This is a genomic window from Halomonas sp. BC04 (assembly GCF_000568385.1).
The window spans coordinates 1-19,498 of the sequence record NZ_AZQX01000068.1 but is presented as its reverse complement, the minus strand read 5'-3'; the positions used below and the strand labels follow the sequence as shown (position 1 = coordinate 19,498).

Below are 19,498 nucleotides of genomic sequence, written 5' to 3'. Positions count from 1 at the left end.
GGGCTCGCCGAGAAATTCCGTGAGGCGTTCCAGGCGATAGCTTTCCGCCTCGCTGACCAGCGTGCAGGCCACACCGGAGCTGCCCGCCCTGCCGGTACGCCCGACCCGATGCACATGCACCTCGAGTTCGCGGGCGATACGGTAATTGAATACCGCATCCAGGGCGTTGATATCCAGTCCCCGGGCCGCCACGTCGGTGGCCACCAGTATCGAGGCGCTCTTGTTGGCGAATAGTATCAGCAGACGGTCGCGGTCGCGCTGTTCGAGGTCGCCATGTAGCGCCAGGGCGCTGAAACCGGCCTGATCCAGGGCATCGGCCACCTCGTCGGTCTCTCGCTTGGTATTGCAGAACACCACGGAGGATTGGGGCCGGTGATGCAGCAGCAGCAGGCGCAGCGCCTCGAAACGCTCCGACTCGTCGCCCAGCCGGTAGAAATGCTCGCGAATGCTGGTCTCGTCATGGGTCTCGCTGACCGCCACGCTCACCGGGTCACGCAGGAAGCCCTCGGCGATGGCACGAACGCCTTCCGCACCGGCCCCCTGCAGGCCGGTGGCGCTGAACATCAGCGTCTGCCGACTCGTCGGCGTCTCACCGATGATCGCCTCCAGCGCCGGCTGAAAGCCCATGTCGAGCATGCGATCGGCTTCGTCGAGCACCAGGGACTCCAGTGACGCCAGGCTCAGCGAACCCTTGCGCAGATGCTCCTCGATCCGCCCCGGCGTGCCGACCACGACATGGGCCCCATGGGAAAGCGAGTTGAGCTGCGGCCCCAGGGGTACCCCGCCACACAGGTCAGTACCTTGACATTGGGCAGCCCACGCGCCAGCCGGCGGATCTCACCGGCCACCTGATCGGCCAGCTCCCGAGTGGGGCACAGCACCAACGCCTGGACGCTGAAGCTCGATACCGAAAGCCGCGAGAGCAGGCCCAGGCCGAAGGCCGCCGTCTTGCCCGAACCGGTCTTCGCCTGGGCGACCACATCTCGCCCCGCCAGCATCGCCGGCAGGCTGGCGGCCTGGATTGGCGTCATGGCGAAATAGCCAAGGGAGTCCAGGTTACCGAGCAGCGCCGGCGACAGCGATAGCGACGCGAAGGCACCCTCGCCAGGAGAATCGGAGTCGGGAGCGAAATCGGACACGGAAATCATCCTGCAAAAATGGGTGGGGGCCGGGGTAACGAGCGAGCGAAGGCGAGAGCCGCGTGGTAAGGGCCGTGGGAGTGGTAAGCGAAGGGGCAAATAATAGCAGAAAGCATTGAGCAATGCCGAGGGTTTGGCCAGCCCACAGCACACACGTCCTGTTCTACGCTAAGACGAAGTGAGTCGAACGCCACCCCGCTTCGGCGCCTCTCAGTTCAAGGGAGACAGTGATGCAAGCACGTGAAGCCGATGTCGCGATTATCGGGGCCGGCAGTGCCGGCCTGAGTGCCTGGCACGCTGCCCACAAACATGCCGATAACGTCGTGCTGATCGAAGGAGGCAAGTTCGGCACGACCTGTGCCCGGGTGGGCTGCATGCCCTCGAAGCTGCTGATCGCCGCCGCCGACGCCGCCCACCATGCCCGGGATGCGGGCGGTTTCGGCGTGCGGACTGGGCCGGTCGAGGTCGACGGTCGCGCCGTCATGACCCGACTCAAGCAGGAGCGCGATGGCTTCGTGGGGCATGTCCTGGAATCCATGAAACGCATCGATGAAGCCGACCGAATCGAAGGCCACGCCCGCTTCGAAGATCCCCATACCCTGATCGTCGATGACCGGCTACGCCTCAAGGCGCGCACCATCGTCATCGCCACCGGCTCCCGTACCCACTGGCCCAAACTCTTCGAAGCGGCAGGCGACCGGCTGATCGTCAACGACGATGTCTTCGCGTGGGACGAGCTGCCGCAGTCGGTTGCCGTCTTCGGTCCCGGCATCATCGGCCTGGAGCTGGGCCAGGCCCTGCATCGACTCGGCGTGCGAGTACGCATCTTCGGCAAGCGTGGCTCCCTGGGCCCCTTCCGGGACCAGGCCCTGCATGACTATGCCGACCGCACCTTCAACGAGGAGTTCTATGTCGACCCCGAAGCCAAGGTCGAGGCTATCGAACGCGACGGAGACGGGGTCATCATCACCTTCCTGGAGCGCCATACCGGCAAGCGGCTGACCGAACGCTTCGAATACCTGCTTGCCGCCACTGGCCGGCGGCCCAACGTCGACAGGCTCGGACTGGAGAATGCCGGCCTGGCACTGAACGACGCGGGTGTCCCCTGCTACAACCGCTTTACCATGCAGTGCCGGAACGTCGACGATAGCGCGAGCCACGTGTTCATTGCCGGCGATGCCAACCAGGAGCTACCGTTATTGCATGAGGCCACCACCCAGGGCCGCATTGCCGGTGACAACGCCGGCCGCTACCCGGAAAAACGAGCCGGGCTACGCAGCACCCCCCTTTCCATCGTCTTTACCGACCCGCAGATGGCGACAATCGGCCAGAATCGCGCCCTCCTCGAACAGCGCCTGGGGGGCTGTGAATGCATTGCGGTAGGCGAGGCCACCTTCGACAACCAAGGGCGCGCCAGGGTCTTGCGGCGGAACCGCGGCCTGATACGGCTCTATGCCGAGCACGGTTCGGGACAGTTCCTGGGTGGTGAGCTCTTTGGCCCGCAGATGGAACACATTGCCCATCTGCTGGCCTGGTCACTGGAACAGCGGGCAGGGGTCAACCAGATGCTTGAAATGCCGTTCTACCACCCGGTACTCGAGGAGGGGCTACGCAGCGCCCTGCGTGACCTCAGCGCCAACCTGCAGCAAGGACCCGCCATCGTCGAGCGCTGCATGGAGCATGGCCCTGGCGATTGACGCGCTGCAGCCGGTCAGCGCGAGACGCGTCGCCAGCATGCCCTGCCCACGCACTTGGCTCGAATCAACGCAGTCATGCCACGCCAGGCCTACGCTGCAGGAATCTCCTGCACTGGAAAATATCATGAAGGGACACCCCAGCTACCGACTGCTGCCGGCCGGAACTCTCATAAGGCTGGCACTGGTTGCCAGCTTGCTGCTGGCTCCCGGCCTACTTGCTGCCGAACAGAGACCAGACCCGGGCGAAGCGACTCGTCCCACAATCGGCCTGGCGTTGGGTTCGGGAGGCGCCAATGGCTTGGCTCACATCGCCATGCTTCAGGTCTTCGATGAGCTTGGCATTCTGCCGGATCGGATTGCCGGCACCAGTATCGGTGCGATCATCGGAGGACTCTATGCCGCAGGACTCTCTGCCGATGAGATCCTTGATCTATTCGACGATGTCGCAGGCTCACCGCTGGACGCAATGAGCGGCCTTGCCAGTTCAGAGATGGACCTGATGGATCTGCTGCAGATCGGTCTCGGCGATGGCGGGCTGTTCAGCTCGATGGGATTTCTTCGCTACCTGGCACTGCATACCGAAGTGCGCAACTTCAACGAGCTGAGAATCCCGTTGCAGGTGGTAGCTACCGACTACTGGACGGGCAACAGCATTGTCCTGGAGGAAGGCCCCCTCTTCCCGGCCTTGGAAGGCAGCATAGCCGTCCCGGGACTGTTCACCCCCGTACCCCATCTCGAAATGTTGTTGATCGATGGCGGCACCTCCAATCCCCTGCCATTCGATCTTCTGCTGGACGAAGTGGACCTGGTGATCGCCGTCGATGTGTCTGGCAATCGCGACCCGTTCACCGGGACTTCGCCAGGCCTGGCCGAGATGCTTTTCCAGAGCTTCAAGATCATGCAGCAGTCGATCACCCGTCAGTCGCTGCGTCGGCACTCACCGGACCTCTATCTCAAGCCGGAATCCCATGGCATCCGACTGCTACACTTCAATCGCATCCACGAAATACTGCAGCAGGCCGAGCCGACGGCCGCAGAACTCCGCAGCCAACTACTGGTTTGGCAAGCGTCGCAAGGCATATCGACAAATCCGGATCATGCTGTTCGAGCAGGCGCGACTGATTAACAGGATACCGCTGGCCGATGGAAAACAGATCGTCGATTCATCAGCGCGAGGCTCGCTGCCAGCATGCCCTGCCGGCCGACTTGGCACGGTAAAGCGCCTCGTCTGCCCGTCGGTAGACATGGTCCGCATCGACACCACTGCCGGGCTCCACCAGGTACAGCCCGGCGGAAACGGTAACGGTATCGCAGGGTCCATCGGGGGCCGGCGCTCCGATCGCCTCGATGACTGACAGCAGCCGGGTGGTCATCTCCTCGGCCTGTTCTTCGTCCTCGCTGCGAAAGATGATGCCGAACTCCTCGCCGCCCAGCCGCAGCAGGATATCCTCCTGGCGGCCGAACACCTCCCGCATCGCCCAGCAGCCAGATCTTACTCGCTGACGACATATCCGCCATGGACTGACATCGATCCGATAACCGTCAGTCACGGGCGCCTCGCGAACGATGGGGGTATGCTGATATAACGAAGTGACACGTCTCAGCAATCCGCAGGAGAGCGCCAATGGCCGACACCACATCCCGGCTGGATGCCATCAAGGAAGGGATCAGGAAACTGGCAAACCTGGCGGGAAGCGAGCAGGCGGAAGCGGCACGCCAGCTGGCGGCCAAGCTGAATGCCGATCTCGATGGTGTGGCTGCCGACGTCGCAGCGCAGCCGCCTGTCCCACCCCTCCCGGAAAAGGGGCCGGCCATCACGCCTCTCCATGGGGAGATCCGCTGCCCGGTCTGCACGCTGCGCGCCTTCACCTACCAGAAGGGCACGATGCGTGAATCGGCTGATTCCGATACCGGCTTCGAAGCGTTCTACCACTGCCTGAGCTGCGGCCACGAGGCGTGGCAGGAAGCGGAGTGATGGCAAATGCTTACTCGTCGGTGGCCGGCTGATGGGTCAACCAGGCAAAGGCATCCAGCTCATCGAGCTCCTCATGCAGGGTTTCGACCCGACGCAGGCGCTCATAGCCTTCGGTCATTGCGCGCTGGAACAAAATCGAGCAGAGCAGGTTCAGCACGCTCATGGCGGCCGCATAACTGTCGAGTAATGACGAGGAGCGCACCTGGCAAGTCAGGGTCCATGTCGCAAGCCTCGCTGTCTGAGTGGCAGAAGGTCAGTGATCAGCAGCACCCTGGCCCCCTGTGCCTGGGCAATTTCCATGATGCGCGTCACCACCCCAACCCGCCGACGCATGCCGATCATCACCACCACGTCGCCCTTGCCGATATCCACCATGTCCTCTCCCAGCGTCTGGGCGGATTGTGGCAACAACGACACATCGGAGCGCAGCAGCAACAGTTGGCGCTGCAGGTAAAGCGCCAACATGCGGCTGTTACGAAAACCCACCACGTGCACGCGCCGTGCTTCTGCCATGGCGTCCACCGCATCACGCAACACATCCGGGCGTATGGCTTCCAGAGTGCGCGTCAGGTTGTGAACTTCCTGATCCAGGTGATCGGCCACCGATTGGCTGGCCACGGCCTTGCCCTCACCACTTCCGTTTAACCGTGAAGCCGAGGAGAGGTAGACCGGTGAGCCCCAGCGCTTGGCCTCGCGAACCTGCAGGCGCACCTCATTGAAGTCCTTGTAACCCAGGCGCTGAAAAAAGCGCGACGCCGCCGCCCTGGAGGTACCCGCAGCTTCTGCCAGCTCGCCAGCACTGTAGGTAGCGATATCGCCGGGGAAACCCAGCAACAGGTCACCCAGGCGTTTCTCCGCCGGGGGCAACTCTTCGTAATGCGCTTGAATACGCGCTTCCAACGTCAAGGGCTCTTTCATGGTGTCCATGCTTACCATGATGCCATCAGACTGGAAAGAGTGAAAATGCATTTTCACCCTATTGACTAAATGAAAATACTGAACCAGTCTAAAAGTGAGAGGCCAATCCACGTCTCGGCAAGATCGGCCAGGCTCATTCCCGGGAGGCGCCATGCCAACGATAAATACAACACCCCATCACCCGCTGTTAGACAAGCTGCTGACTTTTGGTAAATGCCTTGACGCCGTGATCATCAAGCTATGCGCCGTGCTGGCAGGCGTCATGGTTCTGATTGTCTGGTTCGGCATCTTGTCCCGCTACGGCCTGGAACTGGGGGCCACATGGACAGAGGTGCTGGCCCGCTACGTGATGATCTGGGCCGCCCTGCTGGCCATACCGGTAGGCGTCTTCAGGCGCGAACACATCGGTTTCGTCATGCTGTTCAGCCTGCTCTCGCCATGGAAACAGCGCCTGCTTCGACTCCTGCTCGACCTGATCGGCCTGGGTTTTTTCCTCTACTTGACCTGGTACGGCGTGCACATGGCGATCCAGGGCAGCAGCCAGTTCGCCACCATCTTCGGCATGACCATGCTGATCCCCTTCGCTTCGGTGCCGGTATCGGCCGGGCTCGCAGCCTTTCAGACAGTGGTCGTCATGCTGCGTGATTACCTCCACCCCCCTGAAGTGGCGGCCATCGACCTGCCGAAGGAGACCACCCAATGATGCTTGTTGCCCTGGCCTTCTTCGGCCTGCTGATTCTCGGTCTGCCTATCGGTTACGTGCTTGGCATTGCCGGTGTCGTCGGGCTGCTGCAACTGGGTGGGCCGGAATTCCTGACCATGGCGCCTCGCCGCTTCTTCGAGGGCCTGGACCTGTTCACCTTCATGGCAATGCCGCTGTTCATCCTTGCCGGCGAGATCATGAATCGTTCCGGCATCACGTCGCGCCTGATCGACTTCGCCAATGCTCTGGTAGGCTATTTGCGCGGGGGGCTGGCACATTCCAACATGCTCGCTTCCGTGCTGTTCTCGGGCATGACGGGGGCCGCCGTTTCCGACGCCGCCGCCTTTGGAAACACCATGGTCCCGGCCATGGTCAAGCAAGGGTATTCCCGGCCTTTCGCCTGTGCCGTAACCGCTGCCGGTTCCATTATCGGGCCAACGATTCCTCCCTCCAACCTGATGGTGATCTACGGCTCGTTGATGGGTGTCTCGATTGCCGGGCTGTTCGCTGCAGGCATACTGCCGGGGCTCCTCATCGCCCTGCTATGCATGTGCATGATCGCAGCGCTGGGGCGACGTCTCAACCTGCCCAAGGGAGAGGGAGGACCCAGCCTCAAGCTGATTCTCTCCACCTTCCGCTCCAGTCTGCTGGCTATTCTGATGCCGGTAATGATCCTGGGCGCCATTCTCTTCGGGATCACCACGCCCACCGAAGCTGCCGCCCTGGCCGTGCTTTATGCCCTGGTAGTGGGCACGGTGGTCTATCGCTCGCTGAAGTGGAGCGATCTCTTCGACATGCTCGAGCGAACCGCCCGTATCACCGGGGTGGTATTCCTGATCATCGCCTCGGCCTCGATCCTCGGCTGGTGGATGACCTTCGTCCAGCTGCCGCAGATGGTGGCGGCCAGCTTCCTTGCCCTGACGACAAATCCCGAAGCGATCATCGGCATGATACTGCTGCTGTTGCTGGCCATCGGGCTGTTCATGGATATCAACGCCGCGCTCATCATCCTGGCGCCGGTACTGGTTCCGCTGACCAATGCCATCGGCATGGATCCGGTACATGCCGGCATCATGATCATCCTCACCCTCAACATTTCCCTGATGACCCCACCGGTCGGCGCCTGCCTGTTCGTGCTGTCGTCGGTCACCGGGGAAAAAATTGAACGGATCAGCGGTGCGCTCTGGCCGTTCCTGTTGGTTCAGGTCAGCGTCCTGATGCTGATTGCCTTCTGGCCTGACCTGACCCTGTTCGTGCCACGCCTCCTGGGCTTCTAGGCACGTTGCGCTCTCAACCAACAAGCACAAGATGGAGAATCACCATGACGCGTTTCAAGACATCCCTTATTGCTGCCGTCGCCGCAGCCAGCCTGGCCCTCGCCGGAACCGCCTACGCCGAGAAGGTCATGCGCCTGCACCACCTCAATAATGACGACCCTTTCGACAACGGCTCCGGCGCCATGGCAACGGTCTTCAAGAACCTGGTGGAATCGGGCACCAACGGCTCGGTCACCGTGCAGACCTACCCCAACGGCCAGCTTGGCGATGATGCTGGCGTGCTCAGCCAACTCCGCGCCGGCGTGGTGCAGTCCGGGATTCACTCGGTCGGGGGCTTCGCCTCGGCTTACCCGATGATCGGCGTACTCGACGTTCCCTTTGCCTTCCCCGACGTCTCGACGACCTATGAAGTCTTCGACGGCCCCTTCGGCGACAAGCTCGCCGCCGATATCGAGGACAAGACCGGCCTGAAGGTGCTCGGCTTCGGTGACTCCGGCGGCCTGTTTGCCATCACCAATTCCAGGCGCCAGGTGCGTACTCCCGAAGACATGCAGGGCCTGCAGATCCGCACCATGGGGCTGGACACCCACCAGGAGGTCATCAGGGCGCTGGGTGGCCAACCCACTGCCATCGCCTGGTCCGAGGTCTATACCGCCCTTCAGACGGGCGTCGCCGACGGACAGATGAACCCGATTCCGATCATCTCCTTCGCCCGCTTCGATGAGGTGCAACAGTACCTCTCACTGACCAATCACCTCTTCGCCCCCTATGTCTGGGTGGTCAGTGATCGTTTCTGGGACAGCCTGGATGAGACCGAGCAGAAGGTAGTGGAATCCGCCGCCCGCTCGGCCATCGTTGCCGGCCGTGGCATCAGCCGCATCATCGAAGCCTCGGACCGCGGCCTGCCACATCTCGCCGCGAACATGGAAGTTCACTCCCTGACGCCAGACGAGATGGATGCTTTCCGCGAGGCCGCTCAGCCAGCGGTCATGGAAATCATCTCGGAAAAATATGGCGCTGAAGGAGAGGAGATGCTGGCCGCTTTCCTCGAGGCAATCGATAACGCATCGCAATAGAGCGTGCTGCAACCCTGACCCCAGGGGGGCCTGGGCCCCCCTGCTTCCCACTCATGGATCGATTGCACAGATCGACCTGACGGATCGACACCAAGGATCGTCATGCGCCAGCTAATTACTCAAGACACCATCCAGCATTACCAAAACCCTCGGGTGCTGCGAGGGGCTTCCATCGGCGAGCGTCAGCGCACCATCCTGTCCCAGGAGGCGATGCGTGCGGCGCGCGATGAAGTACGCACCTGGCCCGCTACGCCCCCACCCCCCTGGTAGCCCTGAGCGGGCTGGCCAACGCCTGCGATGTCGCCCGACTCGACTACAAGGACGAAGCCAGGCGCTTCGGACTCAACAGTTTCAAGGCACTCGGCGGAGCCTATGCCGTCTTGCGTCTGCTACAGAAACACCTCCCTCCGGGCGTCACCTCGGCCGACCTGCTGGCCGGTCGCTACCGTGAGGAAGCTGCTCGAATCACCGTGTGCTGCGCAACCGACGGCAACCATGGCCGTTCGGTGGCCTGGGGTGCCGAGCAGTTCGGCGCACGCTGCGTGATCTACCTGCACGCCACCGTTTCCCAGGGACGCGAGGACGCCATCACACGCTTCGGCGCCGAAGTGCGTCGAATCCCCGGCAATTACGACGACTCAGTGCGCCAGGCGGCGGTGGATGCCGAGACCAACGGCTGGTTCGTGGTCTCGGACACCTCCTACCCGGGCTATATGACCGTGCCCCGCGATGTCATGCAGGGCTACACGATTATGGTCGATGAAGCGGTGCAGCAGCTGCCCGAGCCGCCGACACACTGCTTCGTGCAGGGCGGGGTCGGGGGACTCGCGGCCGCGGTACTGGCCCAGCTCTGGGAAGCCTACGGCGCCGACCGGCCGCGAGTGATTGTGGTCGAGCCAGACCGAGCCGCCTGCCTCTACGAGAGCGCCCGCGTCGGTAGCCCCACCGCCGTGCATGGCGAACTGGACACGCTGATGGCAGGACTCGCCTGTGGCGAGGTGTCGCTGCTGGCCTGGGAAGTACTGGAAGACGGCATCGACGATTTCATGACCGTCAGCGACGAAGCGGCCGTGGAAGCCATGCAACTGTTAGCGGCAGGGGTCGATGGCGATGCACCACTGGTCGCCGGAGAAAGCGCGGTGGCGGGACTCGCCGGGCTGCTGATCGCACGACAACAGCCCACCTTGAGTGAGGCCCTGGGGCTTGATACCGACAGCCGTATCCTGTTGATCGGCAGCGAAGGCGCTACCGACGAAGAGGTTTATCGCGAACTGGTAGGCCGCCCGTCGGCCGAGGTTGAAGCGGAGGCACGTAATCATGCATGACGCACTGCGAATCAATAGACAACGTCTGATCAACCGCCTGGAGCGGCTCGGTGAAATTGGCGCCCTGCCGGGTGGTGGCTGCTGTCGCCTCGCCCTCACCGAGGAGGACCGCCAGGGAAGAGAGCTCGTTATCGGCTGGATGCACGAACTGGGCCTTCAGGTCTCCAGCGATGCCATGGGCAACGTGTTCGGCCTGCGACCCGGCGCGGAGGACGGCCCGCCGGTGATGACCGGATCGCATATCGACACCGTCCGCACCGGTGGCATCTATGACGGTAACCTGGGCGTGCTGGGCGGGCTCGAGGTAATCGAGACCCTTAACGAGGCAGGCATCGTCACGCGCCGCCCCCTGTGCGTGGCCTTCTTCACCAATGAGGAGGGGGCACGCTTCGCTCCCGACATGATGGGCAGCCTGGTGTATGTCGGCGGCATGTCTCTCGAAGATGCGCGAGCCACGCAGGGAATCGATGACCAGTATGTAGGCGACTGCCTCGATGCCATCGGTGCGGGCGGTGAGACGCCGGTGGGCAAGCCAGATGTGCATGCCTTCGTCGAGGTGCACATTGAGCAGGGTCCGGTACTCGAGGAGTCCGGCATCACGATTGGTGCCGTGGAAAAGGTCCAGGGCATCTCGTGGCAGGAGTTCAGCTTCACCGGCATCTCCAACCACGCCGGCACCACGCCCATGCGCCTGCGTCATGATGCCGGCTATGCCGCCATGGCGACCGGCGCCTTCGTGCGCGACCTGGTCAACCGCATCGGCGGCGACCAGGTCGGTACCGTGGGCGCATTCGACATCACGCCCAACCTGGTGAACGTGGTGGCCAACCATGCCCGCTTCACCGTCGACTTGCGCAACACCGACAACAGCCGGCTCAAGCAGGCCGAGCAGGAGCTGCAAGCCTTCGTCGAACGACTCGCCGAGCGTGAAGGCATAGAGGTCGAGCACCGCACCCTGGCACGCTTCGACCTGTGCCCTTCGACCCCGGGATGGTCGATCGCGTGGAAGCCGCCGCCCGGGCCCTCGGCCACTCTGTCATGCGCATGCCCAGCGGCGCCGGCCACGATGCACAGATGCTGGCTCGGGTCTGCCCCACCAGCATGATATTCGTGCCCAGCGTCGACGGAATCAGCCACAACATCAATGAGTACACCGCATCCGAAGACCTGGAAGCGGGTACCAATGTCTTGCTGCAGGTCCTGCTGGACCTCGCCGAGTAACCGTCCAAGGAAAGCCGAATGAGCCGTAAACTGATTGTAGGGGCCGCCCAGCTCGGCCCTATCGCACGAAATGAAACCCGTGCCCAGGCAGTCGCACGGATGGTCGACCTGATGCGTCAGGCCCACGCGCGAGGCGCCAGGCTTGTCATCTTTCCCGAGCTGGCCCTGACCACCTTTTTCCCCCGCTGGTATTTCGAGGACCAGGCAGCCATTGATGCCTTCTTCGAGAGCGAAATGCCGGGACCCGAGACCCGCCCTCTGTTCGAGACCGCCCGGGATCTCAACGTCGGCTTCTATCTCGGCTATGCCGAACTCTGTGTCGAAGACGGCCGCCCGCGCCACTTCAACACATCCATCCTGGTCGATGGGAGCGGCAGTATCGTTGGGAAATACCGCAAGGTTCACCTGCCCGGCCATGCCGAGCATGAACCATGGCGCCCTTTCCAGCATCTCGAGAAGCGGTATTTCGAGCCAGGCAATACCGGATTCGGCACCACACAGGCCTTTGGCGGCACCATGGGCATGGCGCTATGCAATGACCGGCGCTGGCCGGAAACCTATCGGATGCTGGCGCTGCAGGGAGTCGAGCTGATGATGCTCGGCTACAACACCCCCATACATTACCCCCCGGTGCCTGAGCACGATCACCTGCAAGGGTTTCATAATCACCTTTGCATGCAGGCCGGTGCCTACCAGAACGGCATGTGGGTCGTAGGCGTGGCGAAGGCCGGCAAGGAGGAAGGCTGCGACCTGCTCGGTCAAAGTTGCATTATCGCCCCAACCGGCGAGATCGTCGCCATGGCGGGCAGTCAGGAGGACGAACTGATTACCTATGAGTGTGACCTGGACCGCACTCGCGAAATTCGGGAGCACATCTTCAATTTCAACCTGCACCGTCGCCCCGACACCTATGGCCTGATTACTGCCCCAGTGACATAAGCCTCCGCAATCAACCAGGGCAACGGTGGCTCATCGCCTGGGTGGTCGCCCCGCTGGCAAGCAGCGTGCGAGCGGCGACACTACACCCCGTTGCGGATCAGGTGTAGCGCCACCGCCGCCATCATCAGGCCGATCACCCCATCGATCAGCCGCCAGGCCAGGGGGCGCGATAGCCAGGGCGACAGCAGCGCACCGCCCCAGGCCAGCAGGCTGAACCACAGGATCGAGGCAGTACTCGCCCCGGCCACGAAGGTGGTGGCGCTCTCCTGCTGGGCGCCGATGGCCGGTATCAGCAACAGGGTGTCGAGGTAGACCTGGGGGTTGAGGATCGTCACGGCCAGGGTGGCGATCAGCACATGCTTCAGGCTGCGCCCGCCCTCCTTCGAGGCCGCCAGGGCCTCTCGACCGGTAGCGGCCCGATAGAACGCCTGGGCGGCGAGCCATGAGAGAAACGCCACGCCCAACCAACGCATCGCCTCCATGGCGCTCGGCAGGGTCAGGAGTATCGCACTGACACCGAACATACCCGCCGTCAGCAATACCACGTCGGTACCCATGCAGAGTCCGGCCGACCACCAGTGATGCTCTCGCCTGACCGCCAGACCCAATACGTAGGCATTCTGGGCACCGATGGCGATGATGATCCCGCCACACACAATCAGTCCGGTGAGGTAACTCTCCAGCATCGCTTGCCCCTCCTTGAGGATTCTCGATATGCCCATTGGAATGCGGCAAGCATAATGGCGAGGCGATATACTGAAAAATCATACTGCTAATGACACATCAGTAATTCTAATAGCGAGCCCCCATGCTGGACTACAAGCTGCTCCAGGCCCTGGCCACGGTCATCGAGTGCGGCGGATTCGAACGCGCCGGTGACGCCATGGGCCTTTCGCAATCGGCGGTTTCCCAGCGCATCAGGTCGCTCGAGGTCCGCCTGGGTCAGCCGGTGCTGATCCGTCACCCCGAACTGCACCCGACTCCCGCCGGCCAGCGGCTGCTCAATCACTACCAGCAGGTCCAACTGCTCGAGCGCGACCTGCGCACCACCCTGCCCACCCTGGAGGAGTCCGCTCCCAGGCTCCGTATTGCGATCAATGCCGACAGCCTGGTGACCTGGTGGGCCGATGCCGTGGGCGAGCTTTGCCGAACGGAAGGCCTGCTGCTGGACCTGGTGGTCGAGGATCAGGACGTGGGGCTCAAGCGGCTGCGTGACGGCGACGTCGCCGCGTGCCTCTGCGCCAGCCCCCAGCCCATTGCCGGGGCTCGCTGCGTCCCATTGGGCGAAATGGCCTACCACCCCCTGGCCACTCCAGACTACATCGCTCGCCACTTCCCCCATGGCCCGTCTGCCGAAGCCTTCGCCCAGGCCCCGGCCATCGTCTTCGGCCCCCACGACCAGTTGCAGCACCGTTTCCTTGCCCAGTGCGGCTATCACGGCAGCTTTCCCTACCACCTGTGCCCCTCTTCGGAAGGCTTCGTGCGCCTGGCCCTTGCCGGCATGGCTACGGCATGATCCCGCAGATGATGCAGGCTGACGCCTGATGGCGGAAGGCAAGCTGGCCAGCATTGCACCGGGCGAATCGCTGTCGGTACCGCTCTACTGGCATTTCTGGCGCCATAGCGGCGCGTTGCTGGAGCGCCTGACCCAGGCGCTTGGCGAGGTGTCCCTGAAATGACGGGCTCCAGGTTCGCCAGATACGATTCGGCTATCTAGACTGCCTGCACTGCAAGCGATTGCAGTGCCTTAGCCAGACAATGCGAAGGAGTACGCCCATGCAGTCACGCTATTTCACCATCACGGACTATCCCCAAGGCACACCGCAACGCGAGCTGTTCAAACTACACAGCGCCGACCTGCCGGAGCTCCAGGATGGAGAGGTGCGAATTCGTAATACCTGGCTGTCGGTGGATCCCTATATGCGCGGCCGGATGAGCGGCGTAAAGACCTATATCGACCCGTTCGAACTCAATGAGCCGCTGGAGGGGGCCGCGGTGGGCGAGGTGATCGAGTCGCGAGACACCCGTTTCAAGCAGGGCGACAAGGTTCGCCACATGGCCGGCTGGCGCGATATTGCACAGCTGAAGGCCGACATCCTGGAGCCCCTGCCGGAAATCGAGGTACCCGAGGAAGCCTACCTGGGGGTGCTCGGCATGCCGGGAATGACCGCCTGGACCGGGCTCAACCACATCGCCAATATCCGTGAGGGCGACAATGTCCTGGTCAGCGCCGCCAGCGGCGCAGTGGGTTCGCTGGCGGTTCAGCTGGCCAAGGCCAGGGGCGGCACCGTGGTGGGTATTGCCGGTGCACCGGAGAAGCTCGCCTGGCTGGAGTCGATCGGCATCACGGCCGTCAGCTATCGCGGCAAGGATGCTCAGCAGCTGAGCGCCGACCTGAAGGAGGCCTGCCCCGCCGGCTTCGATGTCTACTACGAGAATGTCGGCGGCATCTGCCTGGAAGCGGCACTGAACAATCTGCGCGTTGGCGCGCGCATCGCGGTATGCGGCCTGATCGCCGATTACAACGCCGAAAAGCCCAGCACCGCCCCCGGCAACCTCGCCATGATCCTGATCCGCCGGATCCGCATGCAGGGCTTCATCATCTTCGACCACTGGACCGAGTACCCTCATTTCCTGGAGGAGGTGGGCCCGCTGGTCGCCAAGGGCGAGATCGACTACGAAGAAACCGTCGAGGAGGGCCTGGAACGCACGCCCGATGCCTTTCTGAAGCTCTTCGAAGGGGCCAACAAGGGCAAGATGCTGGTGCGCCTTTAACAGGCGCACTTGAAAACGGGACACAATCCAGTCCTTTCCCGGCATCGCAGAGTCAGTCGTGGAACTGCCTCAGGGCCTCTTCACAACCGATCCCCACGTCTTCACCGCCACCGGGGTCGATCCAGGGCAGGATCGCCAGGGGCGGTGCAACCACGACCCCCAGCGCGGACAGCACACCCCGTGCCAATAGCTCAGGGGTGACGACTTCCACACTCAAGTCGCTCAACGGCCCTTCCAGCTTGACCGGGGTATTGGCCGTAAACAGGGTGACATCCCTGTTGTGCCCTTCAAAGGCCATGTCCAGATCCTCGGTGGCGAGATTCATTGCCCCGGCACCCACGAAGTGAGCAACCTCGGTGGCCATGAAGAAATTTTCCAGGGTAACCAGGCCATGGTCTGCGCTGAAGTGCACGTAGCTGCACTCCAGGCGCACCTGCTCAGTTTCCCCGGCCAGCGATCGCAGAAACGCATTGGCAATGTTCAGGGGCATCAACTCCGCCGCGATGATATCCAACCACCCCTGGGACATGGCCAGTTCCAGCTCACCGTCCAGCCCGGCCATGAGCTGTGCCATGGAGCGACCGCGAAAAGAGAACTCGCCATGCCCGCCGATGATACCCAGGGTATCTTCAGCGACTTCGGGGATCCCGGCATCATCCAGCAGCGGGGCGAGATGCACCCCGGTGACCTCCACCTGCAGCTCGCCAACGATGTCCTCCTGGTGCGCATCCAGGACCCAGCCCGCATGGACCTGCCCGCTACCGAGCCCCACCCTCAGCGGCGAGACGGTCATCACCCCCTGCTCCAGCTCGAGGTCGAGAACGAGGTCATTGAGCGGTGCATACCGGGAATGAACCTCTGCCGCCTGATAGTCCAGAACGGCATCGATATTGCCAAGCGCGCCCAGGTCCCAGCGGCGATCAGGGAAGATTTTCTGGTGTCGTTCTATGTCTTCGATCCAGGGCTCCTGCTCGGGAGATGACGCTTCCCTTGGCCCGATATCCAACAGTTCGTCCACATCGACCCGCTCGGAAGTCAGCGTGGCCCAGACCCTGTTTCGGTCGCCCAGGCGCAGACGCACGTCACCGGCCACATCGCTGTTTCCGACGCTCCCTTCCAGGCCATCCAGGTCGAGGAGATCACCGCTGTAGCGCAGGTAGCCGGCCAATTCGTAGGGGGGCAGGTCCGGAAAACCGATGCCGGTCAGTTCGGACAGCTCTGCCGTGCTGAAACCGGCGAGCCGAGCATGGCCCTCCACCGCCTCCAGCTCGAAGGGTCGGACCACGCTGCCGTTGATGTGAAGCCGGGTGTTGCCGCTGCTCACCTGACCGGTGACCGGATAAGGCGTCTCGTCAACGGCCAGGCCAAGCACTGGCCCCACGACCAGGTCGTAGGCAAACGGCGACTGCTCATAGGTCCCGTCGCCGACCAGGTGCACACCAGGAGTATCCGCGCCCTCCTCCGAGCTGGCCCGCAGGGAAAGGGCCAGATCCCACTGCGGAGCGTGATAATCCAGCGCGGAGTTCTCGAACAGCAGCCCGCCTCCCACCACGGCCATGTTGAGACGACCTGACAGGATGCCGACATCGCCCAGGCCTAGTGGGGCCAGCGCCATGTCGAGATTGAGCTGGTCAAGCTGGGCCGAAATATCCGCCACCAACCGCCGATCCCGCTCTTCGGCCCAGCCATCCAGGGTGAGTGCCCCCTGCTGTCCCAGGGCCGGCTCCTGAAGCGCATGAAAGTGAGTGACGGTGAGACGCGGCCCGTCGATCTCGCCCTGCAGCGCCACCTCGTGGAGAAGCTGGTCAGCATATAGCAGCCGATCCGCGGTAAGGTCGAACCTGGCGTCATACCCATCGAGCCCTTTCAGTGATTCGGCCAGGCCCCGGTCCCAGTCGTGCCCCGGTCCCAGGTCATCCCATGCCGAATCGTCGCCCGTGGCCTGGCCCAGCGGCTCCCAGCGATTCAGGTCCAGCTCCTCGGTGTGAATCCGGGTCGCAACGTGAGTCACGTCACGGCCGAAATCCACGGTCAGGTCACCCGTGAGTTGGAGCTCATCGATGCGACCCTGCGCATCGTCGAGGGTCAGGACGTTATCGCTGTAGCGCAGGAAGGCTTCGAGCCAGTAGGGGGGAAGCGTGGGCAGTTCGCCCCCGAAAAAAGCCGCGAACTCCTCCGGCGTCGGCCCCTCCAGGCGAGCGCCGCCTTCAATCGCTTCGAGATCGAAGGGACGCACCAGGCGACCATCCATCTGCAGCAGGGTATCCCCCGTGCTCACCTGGCCCACAAGCGGATAGTTCGACGCCTCCTCGATCAGGTCGACAGGGCCCACCGTCAGGTCGTACTCGACCGGCCGCCCTCCATAGGCACCGTTGCCGAACAGCCGCACCGCAGGCTTGTCAGCGTAGTCGACCTCGCGGGGCTCGCCACGCAGCGCAAGCACCAGTTCCCAGGCCGGTACGCGATAATCGAGGTCGGTATTCTCGAAGACCAGCACGCCCTCCTGCACTCGTGCATTCAGCCGGCCATCCACCATTCCCAGCTCACCGACTTCCAGAGGAGCCAGCGCCGTCGTCAGGTCGAAGCGCTCGAACTGCGCCGCCACGGCTGCCACCGGTCGCGCCTCACGTAGCTCGATCCGGCCATCCGCGGTCAGCATGCCGGGCGTTGCTTCTCGCTCCAGCCGCTGCAGAGCCTGAAACTGCTCGATGACGACACTCTCCTCATCGGCCCAGCCCTGAAGTATCAGTGCGTACAGGACCTGGTCGCCATAGCGGAGCTCCTCCACGGCAATGTCGAGCTTCGCGTCATACGCCTCCAGCACTGCCAACGTCTGGGCCAGCTCCTGCTCCCATTCAGGGCCGGGAAAGGGAATATCCAGCTGGTCGTCTGCCCAGCGCTCCAGGTCCATCTCCACCATATCGAGACGCGCCTGGAGGGAGAGCACATCCAGGTCCAGGTCCACTTCAAGGGCACCGGCGAAGAGGTCATTACCAACCCGCCCATGCATGGACTCGATGTGAAGGTAATCCTCGTCCCGCAGATAATGGACCAACCCCCGGTACTCCAGCTCGTCCTCCTTGAAGCGGCCATCGCCCCACACCTCCAGGCTCAACCCCTCCGTTATCTCGGCTCCCGGCGTCTGAAAGACGGCATCGAGCAGAAGATCCAGGGCAGCATCGCGGTAGACCAGATGCCCCTGACCGATATTGAACTCACCGGGCCAAAGGGGCTCATCCTCCTCTCGCTCCTGATCCGGGTCACCATCGAAGAGCTCCTCCCAATTGCTTGAGCCATCCTCTCGACGGATCAGGTGGAGCACAGGCTGATCGATGACGATACGGTCCAGCGCCAGCCTGCCCTGCAGCAGGGCGAAGACGTTGAGGGTAACCGACAGCTCGAACATCCGCGCCAGCGGCTCCGCCTCGGCCCACTCGGCGCTGGCGATGCGTACCTCATCGAGCTGCAGCGTGACGGGCGCGCCCCAGCCGATGCCATGGTTTTCGATTTCGACCTCACGGCCGAGCTGTTGGCTGGCCTGTCGTTCCAGCCATTCGCGCATCCATGTCGATTCCAGCAGCAGCACGCCTGCCACCGCCAGAATCAGCACTACGCCCGCAAGCGCAACACTTGTTAGTCGAGCTGCCCTGTTCATTTCCATCCCTGGCCTCATCGATACTCTTAACCATGGACAGAGAAGCGACATCAGTCCAACCGGGGACGGCGGGGATTCAATTCCCGGCGGCAGCGGCGGATAGCTACGCCGTGACTGGACCAGGAGCCTGGCAGGAAAGACAGTTACAAAAAGAATGCTGCATCGCAGCAATAATGCGCCTAGGCTGGTTCATGAAGTCCCTTAAGGAGGGCCCGCATGATGAACACTGCAACGCAGCAAACCCAGCCGTTCGAAGCCGAAGTGCTCCAGTTCTGGGCCAGTCAGGCACAGCTGCAGCGAGCCGCTTTCGATGCCCTGGCCGACTACCTGACCACGGTTCACACCGCCCCCCTGGCTCCCGCTGAGGCTGCTCCCGGCCGCCACTCCCACTAGCGCCATGCCATGAGTCGAGAGAGCGGCGCCCCCGCCGCTCCACGGCAGGCCGTGCTCGGAAATACCACCAAGGTGGTGTTTCCGAGTCTTTGCACTTTATTGATGGCTTAAAGGGTATATAGTGACACCGTACTACCATTCTCATGCGGAGCAGAAAACACGATCGACCACTTTTCCAAGCCAGCCCGGAGGTTTCATATGAAAATCTATAAACCTGAGTGGCAATGCACGTTTAGCGTATATGAAGGCGTGGAAGAAGCATCAAGCTGGAAAGAGCGCATCGCTTGGCGACTGCGACAGCTCGCCGATAAGCTGGATGGCAGCGGAAGGACGATCAAGATCGACTGCAGCGTTACCCCCCATGTGAGTCGCCAGGATATCGACACCTGCCTGGGAAAAGGCTTC

At 62.8% G+C, this 19,498-nt stretch carries 19 protein-coding genes and 2 pseudogenes; 15 read left to right on the top strand and 6 right to left on the bottom strand.

Features of this window, described 5'->3' with window-relative positions; all coding sequences use genetic code 11:
* A pseudogene (gene dbpA, locus Q427_RS05180) lies at positions 1 to 1,148 on the bottom strand (ATP-dependent RNA helicase DbpA); the annotation flags it as partial.
* A 221-nt stretch (positions 1,149 to 1,369) separates the two neighbouring features.
* Between dbpA and Q427_RS05175 the strand changes: the two are divergent.
* Together Q427_RS05175 and Q427_RS05170 are read left to right on the top strand one after the other, a co-directional pair.
* Positions 1,370 to 2,836, top strand: a complete 1,467-nt coding sequence (locus tag Q427_RS05175; RefSeq protein WP_043511648.1) for a dihydrolipoyl dehydrogenase — start codon at positions 1,370 to 1,372, stop codon at positions 2,834 to 2,836.
* Between the two features lie 124 nt (positions 2,837 to 2,960).
* A complete protein-coding gene (locus tag Q427_RS05170) occupies positions 2,961 to 3,962 on the top strand; it encodes a patatin-like phospholipase family protein (protein WP_051496146.1) in 1,002 nt (333 codons plus the stop codon).
* 40 nt (positions 3,963 to 4,002) lie between these two features.
* Here the strand turns inward: Q427_RS05170 and Q427_RS05165 are convergent, their stop codons facing one another.
* Positions 4,003 to 4,386, bottom strand: a complete 384-nt coding sequence (locus tag Q427_RS05165) for a GGDEF domain-containing protein (protein WP_197030518.1) — start codon at positions 4,384 to 4,386, stop codon at positions 4,003 to 4,005.
* Between the two features lie 74 nt (positions 4,387 to 4,460).
* On the opposite strand from Q427_RS05165, the gene Q427_RS31020 reads away from it, so the two are divergent.
* Positions 4,461 to 4,811: a hypothetical protein gene (locus Q427_RS31020; RefSeq protein WP_043511643.1), complete on the top strand. Its 351-nt coding sequence runs from the start codon at positions 4,461 to 4,463 to the stop codon at positions 4,809 to 4,811.
* Between the two features lie 10 nt (positions 4,812 to 4,821).
* On the opposite strand, the gene Q427_RS31015 is transcribed toward Q427_RS31020, so the two are convergent.
* Positions 4,822 to 4,974, bottom strand: coding sequence for a hypothetical protein (locus Q427_RS31015; protein WP_155833463.1), 153 nt, complete (start codon positions 4,972 to 4,974; stop codon positions 4,822 to 4,824).
* A gap of 47 nt (positions 4,975 to 5,021) precedes the next feature.
* The gene (locus tag Q427_RS05155) at positions 5,022 to 5,729 is read right to left on the bottom strand and encodes a MurR/RpiR family transcriptional regulator (protein WP_197030517.1); all 708 of its coding nucleotides are present in this window, start codon (positions 5,727 to 5,729) and stop codon (positions 5,022 to 5,024) included.
* Between the two features lie 151 nt (positions 5,730 to 5,880).
* Here Q427_RS05155 and Q427_RS05150 point away from each other — a divergent pair, with 151 nt between their 5' ends.
* The 8 genes from Q427_RS05150 (at position 5,881) to Q427_RS05125 (ending at position 12,270) form a co-directional block, all read left to right on the top strand.
* A complete protein-coding gene (locus Q427_RS05150) occupies positions 5,881 to 6,432 on the top strand; it encodes a TRAP transporter small permease (protein ID WP_051496144.1) in 552 nt (183 codons plus the stop codon).
* Positions 6,429 to 7,709: a TRAP transporter large permease gene (locus Q427_RS05145; RefSeq protein ID WP_197030516.1), complete on the top strand. Its 1,281-nt coding sequence runs from the start codon at positions 6,429 to 6,431 to the stop codon at positions 7,707 to 7,709. Before Q427_RS05150 ends, Q427_RS05145 begins: the two co-directional genes overlap by 4 nt.
* 44 nt (positions 7,710 to 7,753) lie before the next feature.
* Entirely contained in the window at positions 7,754 to 8,785 is a 1,032-nt protein-coding gene (locus Q427_RS05140) for a TRAP transporter substrate-binding protein (protein ID WP_043511641.1), read from the top strand.
* 102 nt (positions 8,786 to 8,887) lie between these two features.
* Complete coding sequence (locus Q427_RS32025) at positions 8,888 to 9,055, top strand: hypothetical protein (protein ID WP_197030515.1); 168 nt, start codon at positions 8,888 to 8,890, stop codon at positions 9,053 to 9,055.
* Entirely contained in the window at positions 9,025 to 10,110 is a 1,086-nt protein-coding gene (locus tag Q427_RS05135; RefSeq protein WP_197030519.1) for a diaminopropionate ammonia-lyase, read from the top strand. Before Q427_RS32025 ends, Q427_RS05135 begins: the two co-directional genes overlap by 31 nt.
* On the top strand, positions 10,103 to 11,215 hold the full coding sequence (locus tag Q427_RS05130) for a hydantoinase/carbamoylase family amidase (protein WP_197030514.1): 1,113 nt from the start codon (positions 10,103 to 10,105) through the stop codon (positions 11,213 to 11,215). Before Q427_RS05135 ends, Q427_RS05130 begins: the two co-directional genes overlap by 8 nt.
* Before the next feature lie 5 nt (positions 11,216 to 11,220).
* Entirely contained in the window at positions 11,221 to 11,331 is a 111-nt protein-coding gene (locus Q427_RS36715) for a hypothetical protein (protein ID WP_442905435.1), read from the top strand.
* 18 nt (positions 11,332 to 11,349) lie between these two features.
* Positions 11,350 to 12,270, top strand: coding sequence for an N-carbamoyl-D-amino-acid hydrolase (locus Q427_RS05125; protein WP_043511640.1), 921 nt, complete (start codon positions 11,350 to 11,352; stop codon positions 12,268 to 12,270).
* 80 nt (positions 12,271 to 12,350) lie between these two features.
* On the opposite strand, the gene Q427_RS05120 is transcribed toward Q427_RS05125, so the two are convergent.
* A complete protein-coding gene (locus tag Q427_RS05120; RefSeq protein ID WP_043511638.1) occupies positions 12,351 to 12,956 on the bottom strand; it encodes a LysE/ArgO family amino acid transporter in 606 nt (201 codons plus the stop codon).
* Between the two features lie 122 nt (positions 12,957 to 13,078).
* On the opposite strand from Q427_RS05120, the pseudogene Q427_RS05115 reads away from it, so the two are divergent.
* A pseudogene (locus Q427_RS05115) lies at positions 13,079 to 13,949 on the top strand (LysR family transcriptional regulator ArgP).
* Between the two features lie 97 nt (positions 13,950 to 14,046).
* Positions 14,047 to 15,045 (top strand): NADP-dependent oxidoreductase, encoded by a 999-nt coding sequence (locus Q427_RS05110; protein WP_043511636.1) that lies wholly within the window; start codon positions 14,047 to 14,049, stop codon positions 15,043 to 15,045.
* A gap of 52 nt (positions 15,046 to 15,097) precedes the next feature.
* On the opposite strand, the gene Q427_RS05105 is transcribed toward Q427_RS05110, so the two are convergent.
* Positions 15,098 to 18,700 carry an AsmA family protein gene (locus tag Q427_RS05105; protein ID WP_197030512.1) on the bottom strand — a complete coding sequence of 1,201 codons (3,603 nt, stop codon included), beginning with the start codon at positions 18,698 to 18,700 and terminating at the stop codon, positions 15,098 to 15,100.
* 216 nt (positions 18,701 to 18,916) lie between these two features.
* Here Q427_RS05105 and Q427_RS31010 point away from each other — a divergent pair, with 216 nt between their 5' ends.
* On the top strand, positions 18,917 to 19,093 hold the full coding sequence (locus Q427_RS31010) for a hypothetical protein (RefSeq protein ID WP_155833462.1): 177 nt from the start codon (positions 18,917 to 18,919) through the stop codon (positions 19,091 to 19,093).
* 198 nt (positions 19,094 to 19,291) lie between these two features.
* Positions 19,292 to 19,498, top strand: a 207-nt coding sequence (locus tag Q427_RS33335) for a hypothetical protein (protein ID WP_043511630.1), incomplete at its 3' end; no start/stop codon positions are given.